Genomic DNA, 244 nt, shown 5'->3' with positions numbered 1-244 from the left:
CAGCGCCGTGGCGCGCTCGAAGCCGGCCAGGTTGGCCTGCCACCAGGCGCGTGCCTGGTCCATGTCCTGACGTTGCAGCCAACCGATATAGTCGCGATAGCGCGGCGGCACCGGCAACTGCGCCTGGTGCGGGTCGCTGACGAGCGCTACTGGTTCATGATGAGCAACCACCACATCCTCATCGATGCCTGGTGCCGTTCACTGTTGATGAACGATTTCTTCGTGTTGTACCAGGCGCTGGGCG

Annotated in this window: 1 pseudogene; it reads left to right on the top strand. The window is 63.5% G+C overall.

Annotated elements, in window-relative coordinates:
• Positions 1 to 117: 117 nt before the first annotated feature.
• A pseudogene (locus J5M56_RS26250) lies at positions 118 to 244 on the top strand (condensation domain-containing protein); the annotation flags it as partial.

It is taken from the genome of Pseudomonas sp. 51_B (assembly GCF_017491595.1).
Taxonomy (GTDB): domain Bacteria; phylum Pseudomonadota; class Gammaproteobacteria; order Pseudomonadales; family Pseudomonadaceae; genus Aquipseudomonas; species Aquipseudomonas promysalinigenes.
Note: the sequence above shows the minus strand (reverse complement) of the source record. Positions and strands in the feature narration are given on the sequence as shown.